1 protein-coding gene is annotated in these 975 nt (G+C 67.9%); it reads right to left on the bottom strand.

Going from position 1 to position 975, the window contains the following annotated elements; all coding sequences use genetic code 11:
* Window positions 1-600 (bottom strand): glycosyltransferase family 9 protein (locus tag JCM19049_RS15450; RefSeq protein ID WP_374700337.1); only part of this gene is annotated, 600 nt, incomplete at its 3' end.
* Window positions 601-975: the final 375 nt, after the last annotated feature.

The following is a 975-nucleotide window of genomic DNA, read 5'->3' as shown; positions in this document are numbered from 1 at the left end:
GTCCGGCAGGCTGCGGGCCAGTGCCTCCAACGCCGTGCGTGCCTCGTCCCGATCGTGTTCGGTCACCTCGATGCGCGGGCTCAACGCGGTGGTGGTGGCCCCGGCCATCCCGGCCACCTCCAGGGCCCGAAGCACCTCGTGCTGGTAGTAGTGGTACGGGATGGTGCGTTCAAGTTCCGCCGCGTCCTCGGTGCGGGTGCCCACCGTGTGCTTCGCGCCCAGTTCCAGCAGGAAGGGGTTGGAGAACCGCCCCCCGCCGTGTACCTGCACGGCCAGGTCGAACTCGCGTTCACGCATCCTGGCCAGGAAGTCCTGCACCTGCTGCGCATCCGCGGCCGTGTCCCCGCTGCCGCCCGGGCGCACACCTTCGGCGAAGGGCAGCACCGCCACCTCATCCACCGGTCCGGGCCTGCCGGCCAGCAGTTCGGCATGCAGCGGAGTGCCCAGCAGCGTGATCCGGGCCTGCGGATACGTCGCGGCCAGCGCATGGATGGCCGGCATGGCAAACAGCAGGTCTCCCAACCCGCCGCCACGTAGCACGGCGATGCTCCCAATGGATTCGAAAGGTGGGGCCACGGGCCCGACGGCGGTCTCGTTCATTATCTCCTTGCCTTTCCTGCCACACGTGCTCCCGGGGCGCATTCGCGCCGTCAGATGGGCTTCTGAGGGCATACCCTACCGCCGGGCGGAGGTTGGCAACGTGATCCTGAGCACTTGCCGGGAACTTGGGTCCGCGGTGACTGAAATGCCGCCAAGCGGGTACCTCAGCGGTAGCAGGGCCTTGTGGACACCTTGGGTGCCCGGGGCCGCTGAACCAGAGCTTTGAGAGCTGATTTTCTGACTGAAGGAGGAACGCGATGTCCACCGCTCCGGCACCAAGCACGCAAGCAGACCGCGACACCGGGCAAATGGTGATCATGGATCCGGCCACCGGCGAGCAGGTCGGCTCCCTCCCCATCGCCGGCCCCGAGGAAG

The sequence above is a fragment of the Arthrobacter sp. JCM 19049 genome (genome assembly GCF_001310435.1).
This window is presented reverse-complemented; position numbering and strand designations above follow the sequence as displayed.